Raw genomic sequence first — 15,784 nt, forward strand, 5'->3', positions numbered from 1 at the left:
TCGTGCAAGGAGGATCGCCATGTTGACCCTGATCGAGGGGGCCGAGATCTTCAGCCCCACCCACCTTGGCCAGCAGGATCTGCTGGTGGCCGATGGCCGTATCGCCTGGATGGGCAAGGGGTTGACGGTGCCCACAAACTGGCCGCTGCATCGGGTCGATGGTCGTGGCCGCTATCTGGTGCCCGGGCTGGTGGATCCGCTGGCCCATATCACCGGCGGCGGCGGGGAGGGGGGCTTTGCCTTTCGCACCCCGGAACTGGCGGCGAGCGAGGCGCTCAAGGCCGGCGTCACTACCCTGGTGGCGGCGCTTGGCACCGACAGCCTGACCCGCACTCCCGCGCAGGTGCTCGGCAAGGTGCGCGAGTTTCGCGCCGCCGGGGTGAGCGCCTTTATGTATACCGGCTCCTACCATCTGCCGGTCAAGACCCTGACCGGCACGGTGGAGTCGGACATCATCCTGATCCCCGAGGTATTGGGGGTGGGGGAGGTGGCCATCAGTGACCACAGATCCAGTGCGCCGACCCACGATGAGCTGGCCAGGCTTGCCAGCGAGGCGCGAGTGGCCGGGCTGCTTGCGGGCAAGAGCGGGATCAGCTTCTTCCATGTCGGGGATGGCAAGGGGGCATTGGCGCCCCTGCGGGCCCTGCGCGATAAGACCGACATTCCGCTGCGCCAGCTCTATCCCACCCACTGCAATCGCAATCCCTGGCTCTTTGCCGAGGTCATCGAGTGGGGCAAGGCGGGAGGTTGGGTCGACCTCACCACCTCGAGCTTTCCCGATCTGCTGGAGGATGGCGAGCGGCTGGCCGCCGATGCGCTCCTCGAGCTGCTGGCTGCCAACGTGCCTGCCGATCGCATCACCTTCAGCTCGGATGCCAACGCCAGCCTGCCGCGCTTTGATGGCGAAGGGCGGCTAATCGAGATGCGCTGTGGTCAGATTGCCAGCCTGTGGCTGCAGTGTGTGCGCGCGACCCGGCTCGGTGTCTCGCTGGAGAGGGCGTTGGCCGCGGTGACGAGCAATCCGGCACAGGCGCTGGGGCTTGGCAGCAAGGGGCGTATCGGGGTCGGGCAGGATGCGGATCTGCTGCTGGTGCACGACCGGACGTTTGCTATCGAGCGAGTGATGAGTGGCGGCCAGTGGCGCGAATAAGGCTGCGGGCAATATCGCAGCCAGTGCGAGTGCGTGGTTGCTCCAAACAGCAAAAGCCCGACAACAAGGTCGGGCTTTTTTATCTGCAATGTGGGAATAAGGCTTAGATCGCCAGAAACCCGAGGATCAGGATGGGGCCGAGCAGGCTCAGGATAAAGCCGGAGACAATGGCCACCGGCACCACCTGAATGCCCCCTGATTTCTGGATAACCGGCAGGGTGAAGTCCAGCGCCGTGGCGCCGCCGTAACCGATGGCCGCCGAGGGGTGGCGTCGCATCAGGACCGGGATGATCAGAATGGCGATAAGCTCACGCCCAAGATCGTTGATAAAGGCAGCAGAACCGAGCACCGGCCCCAGTTTGTCGGCCACCAGAATGCCGGAGAGCGAATACCAGCCGAAGCTCGAGCTCATCGCCAGACCATGGGCAAAGGGCATGCCCAGCAACTGGGCCGCCAGCAGGCTGCCCAGCCAGCTGCTGAGGATGACGGTGGCGGCGATTTTCATTCCCCAGGGGTTGAGCAGGATCTGGCGCAGCCGCATGCCGGAGTTGCGCATCTGCACCCCGATGAGAAACAGCAGCAGCATCAGGGCCCACTCGCTCCACTTGTCGATGGGCAGGGCGCGCAGATCCACCAGCAACCCGAGCAGCACACCGCCGAGCACCACAAAGCAGAGCTGCAGGGATTCCCACAACAGGTGCAGCTTGCTCGGCATTTTGCTATCGCTCGCCTCGTGGGTCGGCGGCGTGCGCTTGTCGAGCCACCAGAGGGCCAGCAGGTTGCAGATCGTGATCGCGGTCAGCATCACCCCGGCGACTTTGAAGATCACCGCCAGATTGCTGCCCAGGTTTTCCACATAGGCAAGCCCGAGCCCCATCAGAAACAGAATGAGGTAGACCATCTTGCCCAGACTCTGGTTGACCAGCTTGATCAGCCGGGCAGAGGAGAGGGGAATCAGATAGCCGATTGCCAGTGGCAACAGGATCAGCAACACATTGAACAGCATCGAGGCCTCGATCACAAAAACTGATAAAAATACCACCTTATCATTACTTATTGGCTCTGTGTCACATATCTATCGCTTTCATGGCCGAAAACAGCCCTTTTGGGGGCAGATTGTTACTTTTTTGCCACAACCTCTCGGTTTGATAAGGTTCTGTGCGAGCCCGAGTGCACCAATGAAATCAAGTCGATCCGATCGGAGGGCCGATATTTCGCTCGGCAAGGGGGTGCATAAAGCCATTTTGGTGCCGGTTTGGCACACATCACGCTTTTCTCTTGCCACTGATATGATTGGGGTATAAAAAGGCGGTATCGGAATAGCCATTGAAACGGCTGTTTATGCAAACAAAGTGCTGAAAAATACGCAAAGAGCGAATAAAAATAGAGCGAATCCCCTGAAGACCCTCGTTCTGTATTGTTTTTTCACTATCCGGGTGATATTTTCGCTGAAGGTTGCCATCGGTTAACTTTTTGTTAAATGGACGATGGTTGAGTCACGCCCCTGCGGCGTCTAGGGACAGACAAGGTTGTAATGGATGAGCGACGTTGCCGCACTGGAAGTACGTGATCTGCACAAATATTTTGGCACCCACGAAGTGCTCAAGGGCATCGACATGACCGCCCACAAGGGGGATGTGATCTCCCTTATCGGCTCCTCCGGCTCGGGGAAGTCGACCTTTCTTCGCTGTATCAATCTGCTCGAAACCCCCTCATCCGGCACCGTCTCGCTCCATGGCGAGCTGATCCGGATGAAAACCAGCCGCGCTGGCGAGCGGTTGCCCGAGGATATGCGTCAGGTGGAGCGGATCCGCAGCCGGCTGGCCATGGTGTTTCAAAGTTTCAATCTCTGGTCACACATGACCATCATGCAGAACATCATCGAAGTGCCGATCCAGGTGCTCAAGGTGCCTCGCGCCGAAGCTCTGGCCAAGGCAGAGCAACTGCTCAACCGGGTTGGACTCTGGGAGCGGCGTGACTACTATCCTGGCCACCTCTCCGGTGGTCAGCAGCAGCGGGCCGCCATTGCCCGTGCGCTGGCGGTAGAGCCCGAGGTGATGCTGTTTGACGAACCCACCTCGGCGCTGGATCCCGAGCTGGTGGGGGAGGTGCTCGGCCTGATGCGCGAGCTGGCTGAAGAGGGGCGCACCATGCTGGTGGTGACCCACGAGATGTCGTTTGCCCGGGATGTATCTAACAAGGTGATGTTTCTGCATCAGGGGCGGGTGGAAGAGGAGGGCAACCCCAAGGAGATTTTCGCCCATCCCAAATCCGAGCGGTTCAAGCAATTCATCTCCTCCATCTACTGATGGCGGGATGCCTGGTTACCCAATCAACTGTTTTATCAAGGAGAGATACATGAACAAGCTGATGCTGGCGACAGCCGTAGTTACTGCCCTCGCGTCCGGTAGCCTGATGGCCAAGGAGTGGAAAGAGGTCCGGATCGGGGTTGAGGGTGCCTATCCCCCCTTCTCCTGGACCGAGCCCAGTGGCGAGGTGAAAGGTTTTGATATCGACATCGCCAACGCCCTGTGCGAAGAGATGAAAGTGAAGTGCACCCTGGTCAAGCAGGACTGGGACGGCATCATTCCGGCGCTGTTGTCGCGCAAGTTTGACGCCATCATCGCCACCATGGACATCACAGAAGAGCGCAAGAAGAAGGTGGACTTCACCCAGAAGTACCAGCACATTCCGGCCCGCTTCGCCGCCAAGAAGGGCACTGACGTGCAGCTCGACAAAGCCTTTATGGAAGGCAAGTCCGTCGCGGTGCAGCGTGCGACCTCCATGGATACCTTTATTACCGACAACTTCCCCAATGCCACCATCAAGCGTTACGGCACCGCCGATGAAGCCTATCTCGATCTGAAATCCGGTCGTGTGGACTATGTGCTGGCCGACTCTGCCGCCATCACCGACGGTCTGCTGAAGAAAGAGGGCGGTGATGCCTTCGAATTCGTCGGCCCGAAACTGACCGATCCCAAGTGGTTTGGCGAGGGTGCCGGTATTGCGGTGCGCAAGGCTGACAAGGATCTGAAAGAGAAATTCAACGCCGCCATTCTGGCGCTGCGTGCCAACGGCAAGTACAAGGAAATCAACGACAAGTACTTCGAGTTCGACGTTTACGGAGAGTAAAACAAAGAGACGTTTACGGCGAGTAAGTCCAAAGACGTCTACGGCAAGTAACGACAGGTTGATCCCGTCAGTAGTCATCGGGCCCGTCACCTCCCTGAGGGAGTTTACGGGCCCGCATTGATTGCAATGGAGCTGCACATATTTCATTCGGACTGCTATGGAGCCTTCTGGTTAGCAGGTGCGTGAAGATTCAGTGGCGATGGAGCTGCATATGTTTGATTTGAAAGGATACGAAGCCTCGCTGCTGGAGGGCGCCTGGGTCACCCTGGAAGTGGCGCTGGCCTCCCTGCTGCTGGCGTTGCTGCTGGGGATGCTGGGGGCGCTGGCCAAACTCTCTCCCTACAAGTGGGCCAGGGCCATCGCCACTGGCTACACCACCATCATTCGCGGCATCCCCGATCTGGTGCTGATGATGCTGCTCTTCTTTGGCGGCCAGGTGCTGATCAACGGCATCTGCACCTGGGTCAACGAGACTTACAACAGCTGGTTACTGGAGAGTAATCCCAATCAGGAGTGGGTCTCCCTGCTCCCAGACTATATCGACATCAGCCCCTTTGTGGCCGGTGTCGCGACCATCGGTTTTATCTTCGGCGCCTACATGACCGAGACCTTTCGTGGCGCCATTCTGGCGGTGGACAAAGGCGAGCTGGAGGCAGCACGGGCCTTTGGCATGCGGGCAACCCAGGTGTTTGTGCGGATCCTCTTCCCCCAGATGATGCGCCACGCTCTGCCGGGGTTTGGCAACAACTGGCTGGTGCTGCTGAAAACCACCGCGCTGGTCTCCATCATCGGCCTCGATGACATGGTGCGCAAAGCCTCGTTGGCGGCGGGCTCGACCCAGCAACCCTTCACCTTCTACATGGCGGTGGCGCTGATCTTCCTGATCTTCACCGCAGTCTCCACCTCGGCGCTCAAGTGGGCCGAGCGTCACTATGCCATCAAGACGAGGTAAGCCATGGATTTCTCAATCATTATCAAAGAGTGGCCCACCTATTGGGAGGGGCTCTATACCACCGTCTGGCTGGTGGCTCTCTCTCTGATCCTTGGGTTGATGCTGGCTGTGCCCATGGGCATCCTGCGCAATAGCCGCAACTGGCTGATCAAGGGGCCGATCTGGGCCTATATCTACTTCTTTCGCGGCACCCCGCTGCTGGTGCAGCTCTTTATCATCTACTACGGCGCCGCCCAGTGGGAGTGGCTGAAGAACAGTGCCGCCTGGTCGCTCTTCTCCGAAGCTTGGTTCTGTGCGCTGCTGGCCTTCACCCTCAATACCGCCGCCTATACCGCCGAGATCGTGCGCGGGGCGGTACACAATATGCCGCGTGGCCAGATTGAGGCAGCCAACGCCTTTGGCATGACCCGCTGGCAGACTCTGACCCGGATCATTTTGCCCAACTCGTTTCGTCGGGCACTGCCGGCTTACAGCAACGAGGTGATCTTCATGCTGCAAGGCTCGGCGGTGGCGGGCATCATCACCATCGTCGATCTGACCGGCGCGGCGCGGATCATCAACTCTCGCTACTACAGTCCGTTCGAGGCGTTTTTGACCGCAGGGCTGCTCTATATGCTGCTCACCTTTGTCATCGTCTGGCTGTTCAAGAAGTGGGAAGCGCGCTGGCACGCCCACCTGCGCCCGCGCAATGTGTAAGGTGTGATCTGCCAAGATGAGCGAAAATGGCCCCGCCTGTTGCAGGCGGGGCCATTTTTTATCTTTATCCTCCGCCTGTCCGGTTTGCCAAATGGCGGACGAGCAGGGAGAATGCAGCACTCCCGAGCGCCGCCAGCCGTTGGCTGCGTGCCTTATCTCCCAGTTCCCGAGTCCCGAGGTTTTATGTACCGGATATTGTTTGAGCATCCCGCTTTCCTGGTTATCGACAAGCAGCCCGGCATCGGCATGCACGACGAGAAGGGCGACGGGGAGTCGGTCAATCCGGGGCTGGTCAATCGCGTGAAGGCCGATACCGGGCTCACCCTCTATCCGGTGCACCGGCTCGACAAGATGACCTCCGGGCTGGTGCTGCTAGCCCGCACCACAGAGGCGAACCGCGAGCTGAGTATGGCCTTTGCGGCCCGCGAGGTGAGCAAACAATATCTGGCGCTCTCCGATCGCAAACCCAAGAAGAAGCAGGGCTGGGTGAAAGGGGATATGCAAAAGGGGCGCGGTGGTAGCTGGATGCTAGTGCGTACTCTGGATAATCCTGCCATCAGCTGGTTCGATTCAGTGTCGGTGCGCGAGGGGCTGCGGCTCTATCGCATCAAGCCCCAGACCGGCAAGACCCACCAGATCCGGGTTGCCCTCAAAAGTATTGGCGCCCCCATTCTCGGGGATGAGCGCTATGGCGGTACGCCAGCCGATCGCGGCTATCTGCACGCCTGGCGACTGAGTTTTAAGCTGGCGGGCGAGCCGTTCGACTTTGTCTGCCCGCCCGATGTGGGGAGTGAATTTGTCACCCCCGAGCTCACGGCAGCCATCGCAGCCCTTGCGCCCTGATGCTTATGCGCCCAGCACCTGACACCATGATCCATTCAGCGAAAGCGCGTGATCCTGACGGACGTGCACCGCGCTGGATCCTGGCCGACTTTGACGACACCCTGGCTCCCGGCGACAGCCACGCCGGTCTGCTGCGCTATATCCTGCGCCGCCGGATCTGGCCGCTGCTGCTGTTGCCGGTGATTGCGCTGGGTGGGGTGGTCTATTTGCTGCCCAGCCAGCGGCGGCGCGGTATCTCCCTTATCTGGTGGGCCATCACGTTGGGGCTTTCCCCTTTGGGCTGGCGCAAGCTGGTGCGTGCCTACTGCCGCACCAGGCCGGGGTTGTATCGTCAGGCTCGCGAATTGCTGCAAAGCGAGGGGGCGCGCTGCTGGGTGATCTCCGCCAGTCCCTGCGCGCTGGTGCGAGCCCAGCTCTATCAGCAACTGCCCGGCCAGTTGCCCCACCGGATCATTGGCTCGCAGATGCACTACCGTTTTGGCGGCCTGATGCCGCGCTTCTATTGCCACGGCCATCACAAGCTGCTGCCGGAGATTTGCGCCCTCGATGCCGAGCTGGCCTTGAGCGACAGCCTGCACGATCTGCCGCTGCTGGGGTTGGGGAAAGAGGCGTGGTTGATCAATCCGACGCCTGTGCGACTGCAAAAGGCCCGGGCCTGCTTGCCCCATCTGCTGGTCAAAAACTGGCAACTGTAATGCAAAGCTGACAGCCATACTGGTCGTCACCGTTTGATCCGCAGGGCTGCAGCTTGAATGTCACAATTCATTTACATCTTTTGCTGCCAGCTGCGAAAAACTATCTGCAACCCGCCTCTTCTCTTCCTGCTACGCCCTGCTTCTAATGAAACAAGTTGTTAACACTTGCCGCGCCGCTGGGTGCCGCAATCCGTTTTAACCGAATCAAGAGCAAGGAGCGCCCGATGAATGCCACCTCTTCCGCCACCCATACCATCAATCCGTTAGGCACAGACGGTTTCGAGTTTGTCGAGTACACGGCCCCCGATGCCAAGGGGATTGCCGCCCTCAAGAGCCTGTTTGTTTCGCTCGGGTTTGCCGAGGTCGCCAAGCACAAACACAAGCAGTGCTGGCTCTACCGGCAGGGGGATATCAACTTTGTGGTCAATGCCGAGCCTCACTCCCAGGCGGAGCAGTTTGCCAGCCTGCACGGGCCGAGCGTTTGCGGCATGGCGTTTCGGGTGAGTGATGCGGGCAAGGCCCAGCAGTTCGCCATCGCCAAGGGGGCCAAGCCCTTTATCGGCAAGATTGGCCCGATGGAGCTCAATATTCCCGCCATCTACGGTATCGGCGAGAGCACGCTCTCCTTTGTCGACCGCTACGGCGACAAGGGCTCCATCTATGACGTGGATTTTGTCTTCTACCCCGACTGGCAGTCCCGGATGGCAGAGGTAGATGCCGGTCTTATGGAGATCGATCACCTGACTCACAACGTCCATCGCGGCAATATGGATGTCTGGTCCAACTTCTACGAGCGGATCGGCAACTTCCGTGAAATTCGCTACTTCGATATCGAGGGCAAGCTGACCGGGCTGCACTCTCGCGCCATGACTGCCCCCTGCGGCAAGATCCGTATCCCCATCAACGAGTCGGCTGATGACAAGTCCCAGATTGAGGAGTACCTGCGTCAGTACAAGGGGGAGGGGATCCAGCACATCGCCATGGCCTCCAGCGATATCTACCACACCATCCGCACCCTGCGCAGCCGCGGCACCGGCTTTATGCCGACCCCGGATACCTACTACGAGAAGGTGAACAACCGGGTCGAGGGGCATCAGGAGGATCTGGCGGCCCTCAAAGAGTTGCGCATCCTCATCGACGGCTCCCCCACCAAGGATGGCATCCTGTTGCAGATCTTCACCGATACCGTGATAGGCCCGGTCTTCTTCGAGATCATCCAGCGCAAGGGCAACGAAGGGTTTGGCGAGGGCAATTTCAAGGCGCTGTTTGAATCGATAGAGCTGGACCAGATCCGCCGCGGCGTGCTGGATGGCGGCGAGGATGAGAAGGGTGCCCGCAAAGAGGGAGCGAGCGATGCGTAACTGGATTAACTTCCCCCATCGGGAGGGGACCCACTCCCGGCAGGCCCATGCCGACCTGCCGGAGCAGGCCATCTATGAGCGCGAACTGGGGCGCAGCGGCTTTTTCGGCCCGGCTACCCACATGCATCACAAGCATGCCCCCACCGACTGGAGCAGTTGGGAGGGACCGCTGCGGCCACGGCTGTTTGACCTCAATGCCCTGCAGGATGAGGTGAGTTCCCTCTCCCCTTGGGGGGCTCCCGACATTCTCAGCAACCCCCACTGCCGCTATCGCATCTGGCGGCTATCCGAGGCGATGCCGTTTCTGGTGCGTAACGCCGACGGCGACGAGCTGCTCTTTATCCACGAGGGGAGCGGCGAGTTCTTCTGCGACTACGGCCACCTGAGCCTGCGGGACGGCGACTACGTGGTGATCCCCCGCGGCACCATGTGGCGCATCGAGCCGACGGCGCCCATGTTCATCCTGATGATCGAGGCGACCAACGACAGCTATCAGCTGCCGGACAAGGGGCTGGTGGGCAATCACGCCATCTTCGACCCGGCGGCGCTGGATGTGCCCGCCATCAACGAGCGCTTTTTGGCCCAGCAGGATGAGAATCCCTGGTCGCTGCAGGTGAAGCGCCACGACGAGATTAGCGTCATCACCTGGCCCTTCAACCCGCTGGATGCACAAGGGTGGCACGGGGATTTGTGCGTGGTGCGCCTCAACTGGCGGGATATCCGCCCGCTGATGAGCCACCGCTACCATCTGCCGCCGTCGGCTCATTCGACCTTTGTGGCAAGCCGCTTTGTCATCTGCACCTTTGTGCCGCGCCCCATCGAAAGCGATCCCGGGGCCCTCAAGGTGCCCTTTTATCACAGCAATGACGATTACGATGAAGTGCTCTTCTACCACGCCGGGGACTTCTTCAGCCGGGACAATATCGAGCGGGGCATGGTCACCTTCCACCCTGCCGGATTCACCCACGGCCCCCATCCCAAGGCGTTTGCGGCGGGGCAGGCCTATGCCAAGAAGTTCACCGACGAGGTAGCGGTCATGCTCGACACCCGCGATGCGCTGAACGTCGGCAGTCTGTGCGAAGGGATCGAGAACACCCGGTATGTCTCCAGCTGGCAGCGCCCGGACGCTGCTGCCGGCAAATAAGGAATCGCTTATGAAATTGGCAACATTGAACAATGGTAAGCGCGATGGCGCTTTGGTGGTGGTGAGCCGGGATCTGGCCCGGGCGGTGCGGGTGAGCGAGATTGCTTCCACCCTGCAGGCCGCCCTCGATGAGTGGGCCGAGGTTGCTCCCAGGCTGGAGGCTGTCTATCAGCAGCTTAACGAGGGCCGTGTGACCGAGGCGTTCCCCTTTGACGAAGCGTCTTGCCTCTCTCCGCTGCCGCGCGCCTACCAGTGGGCCGATGGCAGCGCCTACGTCAACCATGTGGAGCTGGTGCGCAAGGCCCGCGGCGCCGAGATGCCGGAGAGCTTCTGGCACGATCCGTTGATCTATCAGGGGGGCTCCGACAGTTTTCTCGCCCCCCGCGGGCCGATTGTGATGGGTTCTGAGGAGTGGGGGATCGATTTCGAGTCGGAGGTAGCCATCATCACCGACGACGTGCCGATGGGAGTAAGCCCGCAGGGGGCTGTCAGTCACGTCAAGCTGCTGATGCTGGTTAACGATGTGAGCCTGCGTAACCTCATTCCGGGGGAGCTCGCCAAGGGCTTTGGTTTCTTCCAGTCCAAACCGTCCAGCGCCTTCTCGCCGGTGGCCATCACCCCGGACGAGCTGGGCGATGACTGGCGCGATGGCAAGGTGCTGCTGCCCCTGCACACCCATCTGAATGGTGCCCTGTTTGGCGCACCTGATGCCGGGGTGGACATGACCTTCAGCTTCTTCGATCTGATTGCCCATGCCGCCAAGACCCGTCCCCTTGGCGCTGGCTGCATCATCGGCTCGGGCACTGTCTCCAACTACGATCGCAGCGCCGGTTCATCCTGCATCGCCGAGCGCCGCATGCTGGAAATTCTTGATTGTGATCAAGCTATAACCCCCTATTTGCAGTTTGGTGATAGAGTGTCGATCGCGATGGAAGATCGCTCTGGCCAAAACCTGTTTGGCACCATCTCTCAACAGGTGGTGCCAGCGAGCGGTCAGGGAGGTTGATGACCAGCGCCGGTTGGCGGCAGGATATTCGGGATATGTCCGGATCACGACGAGCCCTCAACCGGTGCCGGATACACAAGGAGGCAGGTGGTGAGCACCTGCCGGGCTTCGGGCCCAGATAAGATGCAGGGACAGATTATGTTGCAGTTGTTTGGCTATTGGCGTTCGTCGGCAAGTTTTCGGGTACGGATCGTGTTGCAGCTTAAGGGACTCGCCTACGAGCAGCATCCCATCAATTTGCGGCAAGGCGAGCAGAGCGAGAAGGCCTATCGCCGGATAAACCCCCAAGGGCTGGTGCCGTTTCTGGTGGATGGCGATGTGCAGATCGGTCAGTCGGTCGCCATCATGGAGTACCTTGACGAGACCTATCCCGCCTACTCCCTGATGCCCTCTTCCCCCGACGCGCGGGCCCGAGTGCGCCAGATCGTCAACATGATCGCCTGCGATATTCACCCGCTCAACAATCTGCGGGTGCTCAACTATCTGGAAGAGCACTTCAGGGCTAACAACGAGCAGGAGGCTCGCTGGTATCGCCACTGGATTGACGAGACCTTCACCGCCCTCGAACAGCTGTTGATGACCACCGCCGGTGTCTACTGCGTCGGCAACGAAGTGACCCTGGCCGACTGCATGCTGGTGCCCCAGGTCTACAACGCCCGCCGCTACGACATGACCCTTGACGATTACCCCACCATCCGCCGCATCGTCGCCAACTGTGAACAGTTGCAAGCCTTTATCAAGGCGGCACCAGCCAACCAGCCGGACGCGCAGTGACCTACTGACTTGAATCGCGGGATGGCATCAACACGTCATTCATAAACAAGGGCCCCACTGTGTGGGGCCCTTGTTCGTTAACGGCACTCCAGTTTGCTGGCGACCCTCTTTCTGTTCAGAGGGGATCAGGCTCCCTGCTCCGGGCGGGCGTCCGGGATCAGCGGATCGGCTTTGCGGCGGCGCAGCAGGCGTACCAGCGGGGGCAGGGTGATCACTACGATGGCCAGTACCAGCAGGGTCTGGCTGATGCCGCTGCTCCACAGGATGGCGGTGTCGCCATTGCTGATGGAGAGGGCGCGGCGCAGGTTCTGCTCCAGCATTTCACCCAGCACGAAGCCCAGAATGAGCGGTGACATGGGGAAGTGCATCTTGCGCAGCAGGTAGCCAAAGACCCCGAGGGCCACCATCAGCAACAGGTCGAAGGTGGTGCTGTGCACCGCATAGACTCCCACTGCCGAGACGCTGGCGATGGCGGGCACCAAAAACCAGAGCGGGATGGAGAGCATGCGGGTAAAGAGCCCCACCATGGGGATGTTCATCACCAGCAGCATGACGTTGGCCAGCAAGAGGGCGGCGATCAATCCCCACACCACATCGGGCTGTTCGGTGAACATGGTGGGGCCCGGAGTGATGTTATAGAGGGTCAGCGCCCCCATCATCACCGCTGTGGTGCCCGAACCCGGCACTCCCAGGGTCAGCATGGGGATAAAGGAGCCGCAGGCCGATGCGTTGTTGGCCGCCTCCGGCGCGGCCACGCCGCGAATGTCCCCCTCGCCGAATTTGGCATTGGGCCCCGCCAGTCGCTTCTCGGTCATGTAGGTGATGGCACTGGCGATGGTGGCACCGGCGCCGGGCAGAATGCCGACGAAGAAGCCGATGGTGGATGAGCGCAACATGGTGCCGGTGCAATGGACCAGCTCCTTGAAGTTGAACAGCATCCGCCCGGTGGTGCGCACCAGCTTGCCGCCGCCACTGGTGTGCTCCAGCATCAGCAGGATCTCGCTCACCGAGAAGAGGCCGATCACCACCACGATAAACTGCACCCCGTCCGAGAGGTGAACGCTGTCGAAGGTGAAGCGATAGACGCCAGTGTTGGCATCCACCCCGACGGTGGCGAGCCCCAGCCCAATCAGCGCCGCCATAAAGGATTTGAGCGGGTTCTGGCTCATCATGCTGCCGAGGCAGGCGATGGCGAACACCATCAGGGCGAAATACTCCGCCGGGCCGAAGGCGAGGGACCAGCGCGCCAGCGCCGGGGCGAACAGGATGATGCCCCCGATGGCGAGCATGGAGCCGACAAAGGAGCTGACCGCCGAGATGGAGAGGGCCACTCCCGCCTTGCCCTGCTGGGCCATGGGGTAGCCATCCAGCGCGGTCATGATGGCGGCGGCATCCCCCGGCACGTTGAGCAGGATCGAGGAGATCCGCCCGCCATACTCGCAACCGATATAGACGGTGGCGAGCAGAATGAGCGCCGATTCGGGGGGCAGTTTCAGGGCAAAAGCCAGCGGCAACAGGATGGCGACCCCGTTGATGGGGCCAAGGCCCGGCAGCAGGCCGACTACGGTGCCGACAAAGCAGCCGATCAGGGCAATCACCAGATTCTCCGGGGTGAGTGCCACCGCAAAGCCCTGGGATAGGTACATCCAGGTATCCATATTGACTCCTTAAGAGAACCAGACGCCGAGGGGCAGGGTGACATCCAGCAGCCGGTCGAAGGCGAGATAGAGCACCAGACCGCCGACGACGCCGGAGAGCAGGGCGGCTTTGGCAGAGGCGCCAAACAGGCGCCCCAGAACAAAGGTGAGCAGGGTGGTGGCCAGCGGAAAGCCCAGCCACTCGAAGCTGGCACCGTACCCGGCCAGCGCCACCACCATGATGGCGAGGTGGCGCAGGGTACGCAGCGGCGGCCAGCTGACGGTGTCCGGCTGGCGGCGCAGCAGCAACAGGGCGCAGAGCGCCATCAGGCCGATGATGCCGAGCGGGAAGGGGCGCGGCCCCAGCGGCTCATAGCTGTATTCGCTCTGGATCTGCCAGGCGATAGCGGCGCCTGCCAGACAGAGCAGCAGCCAGATGGCGGCGAAGATGCGATCGCTCATGGCTGCGGCTCCTATTTGGCCAGACCGAAGGCTTTGGCCTGCTCGCGATATTGCGCCACCTGCTCCTTGACGTAGCTGTCGAGCGCCTCGCCGGTGAGGTCAAACTCGAACAGGCCGCGCAGATCCCGCTGCGCCTTGAAGGTGTCGGTCTTCACCAGCTGATCGAAGGTCTGCTTCCACCACTGATATTCGCTGTCGCTTACCTTGGGGCCGACATAGAAGCCGCGGATCACCGGCCACACCAGATCATAACCCTGCTCCTTGGCGGTGGGGATGGTGGCCAGCTTGCCGGGCAGCCGCTCGGCAGAGAACACTGCCAGCACCCGCAGCTTGTCGCCGCCGATATAGGGCACCATCTCGCTCAAATCGCCGGAGACCGCCTGCACATGGTTGCCCAGTAGCGCGGTGACCGGCTCGCCACCCCCTTCAAAGGCGACGTAGCGCATCTTGTGAGGGTCAACCCCGGCCTGTTTGGCCAGCAGCGCCGTCTTCATCCAGTCCTGACTGCCGATGGAGGCACCCGCGCCGATCACCACGCTGTTGGGATCGCGTTCCATGGCGCTCACCAGCTCCTTGAGATTTTGATAGGGGGCATCGTGGCGCACCGCGATCATGCCGTAATCAGTACCCACTGCCGCCAGCCAGCGCACATCGTCCACCCCGTAACGGCCAAATTTGCCCTGTGAGAGGTTGAGCAGGGAGCCACCGGAGAAGGCGACCACAGTCCCCGCCTCGGCGGGGCGCTGGGCCACGATGGCGTTGTAGGCCACGGCGCCGACCCCGCCCGGCATATAGGTGACCCGCATCGGCTTGTCGATGGTGCCGGTCTCCTGCAGGCTCACCTGCAGCAACTTGCAGGTGAGATCGAAACCACCGCCCGGTTTGGCCGGTGCGATACATTCGGTACGGCTCGGGGTCGTGGCACTCTCGGCTGCCTGCAGTGGCAGGGCGCCGAGCAGGGTCAGCAGGGCGAGGGCATGACGTGTGCGTTGCTTCATGGTTGTGTGCTCCATCTTGTCGTTGTTTTTCCTGGGTGTGACTCCGTCGATAGACGAAGTGATGCGAAATTGTTAAAACAACAACCTTTCATTCACCTTTCAATCACTGACCAATTGGCGGGAGTGTGACCGTGATCGCACCTTGTTCCGCTCAGGCAGAGTGAATGGATGCAGTTGCAGCACTGTGGTTGCACGCCGTCGTTAAGAACAAGGGGATAGGGATGCGCTTGCTGTTGGCAGAAGATAATCACGAACTGGCCCACTGGCTGTCGCGGGCACTCACCAGCGCCGGTTTCGCGGTGGATTGGGTGGCTGACGGGGCTCAGGCTGACCACCTGCTGCGCCACGAACAGTACGCGCTGGCGGTGCTCGATATCGAGATGCCCAAGCTCGACGGACTGGCGGTACTCGGCCGGTTGCGCAGCCGGGGGCAGGGGGTGCCGGTACTGCTGCTCACCGCCCGCGGCGCGGTGGAGGAGCGGATCTGCGGCCTCAATGCCGGGGCCGATGACTATCTGGCCAAGCCGTTCGATCTGGGGGAGCTGGATGCCCGGCTGCGAGCCCTGTTGCGGCGCAGCGAAAGTGGCGGTGCCGAGCTGCGGCTGGGTCGTCTGACCCTGCACCCCGACGGCTATTTTCTGCTGGCCGATGCCCGCCTTGCCCTGACTCCGCGCGAACTGGCGCTGCTGACCGCGCTGATGTACCGCCACGGGCGGCCGGTCGCCAAGGGGCAGCTGTTCGAGCAGGTGTTCAACCTCGATGACGAGGTGGGGCTCGACAGCATCGATCTCTATATCCACCGTTTGCGCAAAAAGCTGGTGGGCAGCGGGGTGGTGATCACCACCCTGCGCGGTCTCGGCTATCTGCTGGAAGCGGCGCCGGAGGCCTCCCATTAGCCGCTCCCTGCTCCATCAACTGCTGCTGTTTCTGGGGG

Annotated in this window: 16 protein-coding genes; 12 read left to right on the forward strand and 4 right to left on the reverse strand. The window is 61.1% G+C overall.

Translation table 11 applies throughout. From position 1 onward, the window contains the following. The first annotated feature begins 19 nt into the window (after positions 1–19). A complete protein-coding gene (gene iadA, locus WBR25_RS07695; RefSeq protein WP_479749655.1) occupies positions 20–1,150 on the forward strand; it encodes a beta-aspartyl-peptidase in 1,131 nt (376 codons plus the stop codon). 103 nt (positions 1,151–1,253) lie between these two features. On the opposite strand, the gene WBR25_RS07700 is transcribed toward iadA, so the two are convergent. Next, entirely contained in the window at positions 1,254–2,156 is a 903-nt protein-coding gene (locus WBR25_RS07700) for a LysO family transporter (protein WP_167573063.1), read from the reverse strand. Positions 2,157–2,688: 532 nt separating this feature from the next. Here WBR25_RS07700 and WBR25_RS07705 point away from each other — a divergent pair. The 10 genes from WBR25_RS07705 to maiA all read left to right on the forward strand — a co-directional run bounded on the left by WBR25_RS07705 (position 2,689) and on the right by maiA (position 11,753). After that, positions 2,689–3,459, forward strand: coding sequence for an ABC transporter ATP-binding protein (locus tag WBR25_RS07705; RefSeq protein ID WP_005337310.1), 771 nt, complete (start codon positions 2,689–2,691; stop codon positions 3,457–3,459). A gap of 49 nt (positions 3,460–3,508) precedes the next feature. After that, complete coding sequence (locus WBR25_RS07710) at positions 3,509–4,282, forward strand: ABC transporter substrate-binding protein (RefSeq protein WP_005337307.1); 774 nt, start codon at positions 3,509–3,511, stop codon at positions 4,280–4,282. A 211-nt stretch (positions 4,283–4,493) separates the two neighbouring features. Beyond that, the gene (locus WBR25_RS07715; protein WP_005352911.1) at positions 4,494–5,234 is read left to right on the forward strand and encodes an ABC transporter permease; all 741 of its coding nucleotides are present in this window, start codon (positions 4,494–4,496) and stop codon (positions 5,232–5,234) included. Positions 5,235–5,237: 3 nt separating this feature from the next. After that, on the forward strand, positions 5,238–5,930 hold the full coding sequence (locus WBR25_RS07720) for an ABC transporter permease (RefSeq protein ID WP_043819275.1): 693 nt from the start codon (positions 5,238–5,240) through the stop codon (positions 5,928–5,930). A 183-nt stretch (positions 5,931–6,113) separates the two neighbouring features. Then, complete coding sequence (locus WBR25_RS07725; RefSeq protein WP_479749656.1) at positions 6,114–6,773, forward strand: TIGR01621 family pseudouridine synthase; 660 nt, start codon at positions 6,114–6,116, stop codon at positions 6,771–6,773. A gap of 26 nt (positions 6,774–6,799) precedes the next feature. Then, positions 6,800–7,468 (forward strand): HAD family hydrolase, encoded by a 669-nt coding sequence (locus WBR25_RS07730; RefSeq protein WP_279486937.1) that lies wholly within the window; start codon positions 6,800–6,802, stop codon positions 7,466–7,468. 224 nt (positions 7,469–7,692) lie between these two features. Further along, complete coding sequence (hppD, locus tag WBR25_RS07735) at positions 7,693–8,829, forward strand: 4-hydroxyphenylpyruvate dioxygenase (protein ID WP_479749657.1); 1,137 nt, start codon at positions 7,693–7,695, stop codon at positions 8,827–8,829. Beyond that, complete coding sequence (locus tag WBR25_RS07740) at positions 8,822–9,973, forward strand: homogentisate 1,2-dioxygenase (protein WP_479749658.1); 1,152 nt, start codon at positions 8,822–8,824, stop codon at positions 9,971–9,973. The genes hppD and WBR25_RS07740 overlap by 8 nt, the downstream gene beginning before the upstream one ends. 10 nt (positions 9,974–9,983) lie before the next feature. Further along, positions 9,984–10,979 carry a fumarylacetoacetate hydrolase family protein gene (locus WBR25_RS07745; protein WP_479749659.1) on the forward strand — a complete coding sequence of 332 codons (996 nt, stop codon included), beginning with the start codon at positions 9,984–9,986 and terminating at the stop codon, positions 10,977–10,979. Between the two features lie 138 nt (positions 10,980–11,117). Further along, complete coding sequence (gene maiA / locus WBR25_RS07750) at positions 11,118–11,753, forward strand: maleylacetoacetate isomerase (protein WP_005361400.1); 636 nt, start codon at positions 11,118–11,120, stop codon at positions 11,751–11,753. Between the two features lie 125 nt (positions 11,754–11,878). On the opposite strand, the gene WBR25_RS07755 is transcribed toward maiA, so the two are convergent. Genes WBR25_RS07755 through WBR25_RS07765 form a run of 3 tightly spaced genes read right to left on the reverse strand, consistent with a single transcriptional unit; the run spans position 11,879 to position 14,850 of the window. Continuing rightward, positions 11,879–13,411, reverse strand: a complete 1,533-nt coding sequence (locus WBR25_RS07755) for a tripartite tricarboxylate transporter permease (protein ID WP_088869256.1) — start codon at positions 13,409–13,411, stop codon at positions 11,879–11,881. A gap of 9 nt (positions 13,412–13,420) precedes the next feature. Then, positions 13,421–13,852 carry a tripartite tricarboxylate transporter TctB family protein gene (locus tag WBR25_RS07760; protein ID WP_005350923.1) on the reverse strand — a complete coding sequence of 144 codons (432 nt, stop codon included), beginning with the start codon at positions 13,850–13,852 and terminating at the stop codon, positions 13,421–13,423. Between the two features lie 11 nt (positions 13,853–13,863). After that, complete coding sequence (locus tag WBR25_RS07765; RefSeq protein ID WP_005350924.1) at positions 13,864–14,850, reverse strand: Bug family tripartite tricarboxylate transporter substrate binding protein; 987 nt, start codon at positions 14,848–14,850, stop codon at positions 13,864–13,866. Positions 14,851–15,014: 164 nt separating this feature from the next. Between WBR25_RS07765 and tctD the strand changes: the two genes are divergently transcribed. Next, positions 15,015–15,746 carry a transcriptional regulator TctD gene (gene tctD, locus WBR25_RS07770; RefSeq protein ID WP_234898302.1) on the forward strand — a complete coding sequence of 244 codons (732 nt, stop codon included), beginning with the start codon at positions 15,015–15,017 and terminating at the stop codon, positions 15,744–15,746. Positions 15,747–15,784 lie beyond the last annotated feature (38 nt).

The organism is Aeromonas sp. MTB (genome assembly GCF_056632455.1).